Origin of the sequence: Psychrobacter sp. ANT_WB68, from assembly GCF_008369115.1 — a bacterium.
GTDB lineage: Bacteria > Pseudomonadota > Gammaproteobacteria > Pseudomonadales > Moraxellaceae > Psychrobacter.
This window is the reverse complement of the sequence record NZ_VOAZ01000007.1, coordinates 1-5794: the sequence shown is the minus strand read 5'-3', so window position 1 is coordinate 5794 and position 5794 is coordinate 1. Positions and strand designations below refer to the sequence as shown.

General features: G+C 47.9%; 2 tRNA genes and 3 rRNA genes. All 5 read right to left on the bottom strand.

Annotated features, from left to right (window positions below):
* Window positions 1-63: 63 nt before the first annotated feature.
* Window positions 64-178: ribosomal RNA gene (rrf, locus tag FQ084_RS13140) — 5S ribosomal RNA — on the bottom strand.
* A gap of 183 nt (window positions 179-361) precedes the next feature.
* A 23S ribosomal RNA gene (locus FQ084_RS13135) occupies window positions 362-3224 on the bottom strand.
* 346 nt (window positions 3225-3570) lie between these two features.
* Window positions 3571-3646: transfer RNA gene (locus FQ084_RS13130), tRNA-Ala, on the bottom strand.
* 7 nt (window positions 3647-3653) lie between these two features.
* Window positions 3654-3730, bottom strand: a tRNA-Ile gene (locus FQ084_RS13125).
* A gap of 76 nt (window positions 3731-3806) precedes the next feature.
* Window positions 3807-5345 (bottom strand): 16S ribosomal RNA (locus FQ084_RS13120).
* Together the 16S, 23S and 5S rRNA genes with 2 tRNA genes alongside form the textbook arrangement of a ribosomal RNA operon.
* Window positions 5346-5794 lie beyond the last annotated feature (449 nt).

Below are 5794 nucleotides of genomic sequence, written 5' to 3'. Positions count from 1 at the left end.
AATCCGCAGACAAAGAAAACCCCCTTACACAAAGTGCAAGGGGGTTTAGCTTTAAGAATAGAGAGCTGACGATGACCTACTCTCACATGGCCGGAGCCACACTACCATTGGCGCAATGATGTTTCACTTCTGAGTTCGGGAAGGGATCAGGTGGTGCCATCATGCTATTGTCGTCAGCAAAGGGGGTTAGATATGAGTCTGATGTTGTTATTTTGACTGCAATATTATTTGTAGTCTCATCAACATAAACCTAACTGAATCAAGGTTTAAGGTGATATCGAAATATTCTTTCTTTATTCTAAAGCTTTCGCTTTACAAGATAGATTAATTAGAGCTTTCATACAAACCACTTGGGTGTTGTATGGTCAAGCCAAACGAGCAATTAGTACAGGTTAGCTACACACATCGCTGTGCTTCCACACCCTGCCTATCAACGTCGTAGTCTTCAACGGCTCTTTAGGGAAATCTAATCTTGAGGTGGGCTTCCCGCTTAGATGCTTTCAGCGGTTATCCCATCCGAACGTAGCTACCGGGCAATGCCACTGGCGTGACAACCCGAACACCAGAGGTTCGTCCACTCTGGTCCTCTCGTACTAGGAGCAGATCCTCTCAAATTTCCAACGCCCACGGTAGATAGGGACCGAACTGTCTCACGACGTTCTAAACCCAGCTCGCGTACCTCTTTAAATGGCGAACAGCCATACCCTTAGGACCTGCTTCAGCCCTAGGATGAGATGAGCCGACATCGAGGTGCCAAACACCGCCGTCGATATGAACTCTTGGGCGGTATCAGCCTGTTATCCCCAGAGTACCTTTTATCCGTTGAGCGATGGCCCTTCCATACAGAACCACCGGATCACTAAGACCTACTTTCGTACCTGCTCGACTTGTGGGTCTCGCAGTTAAGCGCGCTTTTGCCTTTATACTCTATGAACGATTTCCGACCGTTCTGAGCGCACCTTCGTACTCCTCCGTTACTCTTTAGGAGGAGACCGCCCCAGTCAAACTACCCACCATACATTGTCCTCGGTATTGTTATACCTGAGTTAGAACCCCGACATGACCAGGGTGGTATTTCAAGATTGGCTCCACCAAGACTAGCGTCTCGGCTTCAAAGCCTCCCACCTATCCTGCACAAGTCAGGTCAAAGTTCAATGTAAAGCTGTAGTAAAGGTTCACGGGGTCTTTCCGTCTAGCCGCGGGTACACAGCATCTTCACTGCGATTTCGATTTCACTGAGTCTCTGCTGGAGACAGCGCTGCCATCATTATGTCATTCGTGCAGGTCGGAACTTACCCGACAAGGAATTTCGCTACCTTAGGACCGTTATAGTTACGGCCGCCGTTTACTGGGGCTTCGATCAAGAGCTTCGCTTACGCTAACCCCATCAATTAACCTTCCAGCACCGGGCAGACATCACACCCTATACGTCCACTTTCGTGTTTGCAGAGTGCTGTGTTTTTAATAAACAGTTGCAGCAGCCTGGTATCTGCGACTGCCAACAGCTCAAGGAGCAAGTCCTATCACCATCGGCAGCGTACCTTCTCCCGAAGTTACGGTACCATTTTGCCTAGTTCCTTCAGCAGAGTTCTCTCAAGCGCCTTGGTATTCTCTACCTGATCACCTGTGTCGGTTTAGGGTACGATTCGTTTATAACTATTGCTTAGAAGCTTTTCCTGGAAGCATGGTATTTGCCACTTCGCTGTACAAGTACAGCTTGCTATCAGATCTCAGCCGTATTACAGTCCGGATTTGCCTAAACTGTAAGCCTACATCCTTTCACCTGGACAACCAACGCCAGGCTGACATAACCTACTCCGTCCCTCCATCGCATTATAAACAAGTATCGGAATATTAACCGATTTCCCATCGACTACGCCTTTCGGCCTCGCCTTAGGGGTCGACTCACCCAGCCCCGATTAACGTTGGACTGGAACCCTTGATCTTCCGGCGTGCGAGCTTTTCACTCGCATTATCGTTACTCACGTCAGCATTCGCTCTTGTGATACCTCCAGCATGCTTTACAACACACCTTCACAGGCTTACACAACGCTCCCCTACCACTTGAAAACAAATTCAAATCCGCAGCTTCGGCTCCTAGTTTGAGCCCCGTTACATCTTCCGCGCGGGCCGACTCGACTAGTGAGCTATTACGCTTTCTTTAAAGGATGGCTGCTTCTAAGCCAACCTCCTAGCTGTCTATGCCTTCCCACCTCGTTTCCCACTTAACTAGGAATTTGGGGCCTTAGCTGGCGGTCTGGGTTGTTTCCCTCTCCACAATGGACGTTAGCACCCACTGTGTGTCTCCCGGATATCACTCATCGGTATTCGGAGTTTGCATCGGTTTGGTAAGTCGGTATGACCCCCTAGCCGAAACAGTGCTCTACCCCCAATGGTGTTCGTCCGAGGCGCTACCTAAATAGCTTTCGGGGAGAACCAGCTATCACCGAGTTTGATTAGCCTTTCACCCCTATCCACAAGTCATCCCCTGGCTTTTCAACGACAGTGGGTTCGGTCCTCCGGTGCCTGTTACGGCACTTTCAACCTGCTCATGGATAGATCACTCGGTTTCGGGTCTATGCCCTGCAACTAATTCGCCCTATTAAGACTCGGTTTCCCTACGGCTCCCCTAAACGGTTAACCTTGCTACAGAACATAAGTCGCTGACCCATTATACAAAAGGTACGCGGTCACCCTAATAAATTAAGGCTCCCACTGCTTGTACGCACACGGTTTCAGGTTCTATTTCACTCCCCTCACAGGGGTTCTTTTCGCCTTTCCCTCACGGTACTGGTTCACTATCGGTCAGTCAGGAGTATTTAGCCTTGGAGGATGGTCCCCCCATCTTCAAACAGGATTTCTCGTGCCCCGCTCTACTTAATATGTTAACTCTAATGTTTCGAATACAGGACTATCACCTACTACGGTCAGCTTTCCCACGCTGTTCTTCTACATTAGAATTAATCGGCTTCTCCCCGTTCGCTCGCCGCTACTAGGGGAATCTCAATTGATGTCTATTCCTAAGGGTACTGAGATGTTTCACTTCCCCTCGTTCGCTTCTTGTACAAGTACAAGATACCTACCTTATGGTAAGTGGGTTTCCCCATTCAGAAATCTCCGGATCACAGGATATTGCCGCCTCCCCGAAGCTTATCGCAGGCTGTCACGTCTTTCATCGCCTCTGACTGCCAAGGCATCCACCATGTGCGCTTCATTACTTGACCATACAACCCCAAGTAGTCTTTCTCTATAAATAGAGTTAGATTTCTAAGTGTTATAAAGTCTAATTATGATAACGATATCACCTATGTTTATACGCTTGATTCAGTTCTCTTTACTTTTTTAGCAATCAACCCCTGGGATAACAACTGATGTCGTTAAGAGGTTGATTACTAAGGTTAGAGTGTCGCGTGAACACGCCACTCTAACCCAGACTCATATCTATGTTTTTAAATAGTTCTTACGCTCTCGTCGAGTCATAAGTTCTGTATAAAACAGAAGTAAATAATCAATAATGATCACTTAATTCTATTTATGCTGTGCACTGAAAGCTTACTGCGTTTATAGTAGTGGTGGAGCCAAACGGAGTCGAACCGTTGACCTCCTGCGTGCAAGGCAGGCGCTCTACCAACTGAGCTATGGCCCCATATAAATGGTGGGTCTAAGTGGACTTGAACCACTGACCCCCGCGTTATCAACACGGTGCTCTAACCAGCTGAGCTACAGACCCATATACGCTTGTAATAAACGTAAGCTTAAACTAAAGAACAACTTGTTGTGAATTCTTGCTGACCGAATGCCATCTATAAGGAGGTGATCCAGCCGCAGGTTCCCCTACGGCTACCTTGTTACGACTTCACCCCAGTCATCAACCACACCGTGGTGAACGCCTTCCCGAAGGTTAGGCTATCCACTTCTGGTGCAATCAACTCCCATGGTGTGACGGGCGGTGTGTACAAGGCCCGGGAACGTATTCACCGCGGCATTCTGATCCGCGATTACTAGCGATTCCTACTTCATGGAGTCGAGTTGCAGACTCCAATCTGGACTACGATAGGCTTTTTGAGATTCGCATCACATCGCTGTGTAGCTGCCCTCTGTACCTACCATTGTAGCACGTGTGTAGCCCTGGTCGTAAGGGCCATGATGACTTGACGTCGTCCCCGCCTTCCTCCAGTTTGTCACTGGCAGTATCCTTAGAGTTCCCGGCTTAACCCGCTGGTAACTAAGGACAAGGGTTGCGCTCGTTGCGGGACTTAACCCAACATCTCACGACACGAGCTGACGACAGCCATGCAGCACCTGTATTCTAATTCCCGAAGGCACTCCCGCATCTCTGCAGGATTCTAGATATGTCAAGACCAGGTAAGGTTCTTCGCGTTGCATCGAATTAAACCACATGCTCCACCGCTTGTGCGGGCCCCCGTCAATTCATTTGAGTTTTAACCTTGCGGCCGTACTCCCCAGGCGGTCTACTTATTGCGTTAGCTGCGTCACTAAGTCCTCAAGGGACCCAACGACTAGTAGACATCGTTTACGGCGTGGACTACCAGGGTATCTAATCCTGTTTGCTACCCACGCTTTCGAGCCTCAGTGTCAGTATGATGCCAGAAGGCTGCCTTCGCCATCGGTATTCCTCCAGATCTCTACGCATTTCACCGCTACACCTGGAATTCTACCTTCCTCTCACCTACTCTAGCCTAACAGTATCAGATGCAGTTCCCAGGTTAAGCCCGGGGATTTCACATCTGACTTATCAAGCCACCTACGCTCGCTTTACGCCCAGTAATTCCGATTAACGCTTGCACCCTCTGTATTACCGCGGCTGCTGGCACAGAGTTAGCCGGTGCTTATTCTGCAGCTAATGTCATCGTCCACGGGTATTAACCGAGGAGTCTTCTTCACTGCTTAAAGTGCTTTACAACCAAAAGGCCTTCTTCACACACGCGGCATGGCTGGATCAGGGTTGCCCCCATTGTCCAATATTCCCCACTGCTGCCTCCCGTAGGAGTCCGGGCCGTGTCTCAGTCCCGGTGTGGCTGATCATCCTCTCAGACCAGCTACAGATCGTCGCCATGGTAGGCCTTTACCCCACCATCTAGCTAATCCGACTTAGGCTCATCTAATAGCGAGAGCAACAAGTTGCCCCCTTTCTCCCGTAGGTCGTATGCGGTATTAATTCGAGTTTCCCCGAGCTATCCCCCACTACTAGGTAGATTCCTAAGTATTACTCACCCGTCCGCCGCTCGACGCCTGATAGCAAGCTATCATCGTTTCCGCTCGACTTGCATGTGTTAAGCCTGCCGCCAGCGTTCAATCTGAGCCATGATCAAACTCTTCAGTTTAATCTTGCTATGAAGCTCTTTAAAGAAGCTTCTAAACTTGGCTCATTTAATCTGGCAAAATCGCTAAAAATTATGTTCGTAATGAATTAACTTTGAGTTTTTTTACTGTCTTAAATGATAATTTTTATAGTTAGAATGACTCCCGAAAAGGAAGTAAAACCAACTTTATTTTTTAGCATTCTGAATCAGCAAAAATCCACACAAGTTGTTCTTTAGTTATGCTTTTAAATAGTCTCAATCTACTGTCGTCCAGTAGCTGATATATAGGGTATTGCTTTCCGCCAGTCGTTTAAGTTAATAACTTATCCTATCTAGCGAGCCGACTATCATATCATAATGATTTGGTTTGTCAAGCTTTTTTATAAATTGTTTCAGTAAGTTATCCAGGTTTGTTATATGTAATTTACATATAAGTCATTCCGGTTTGCCTTATTGAGGTGCGTATTATA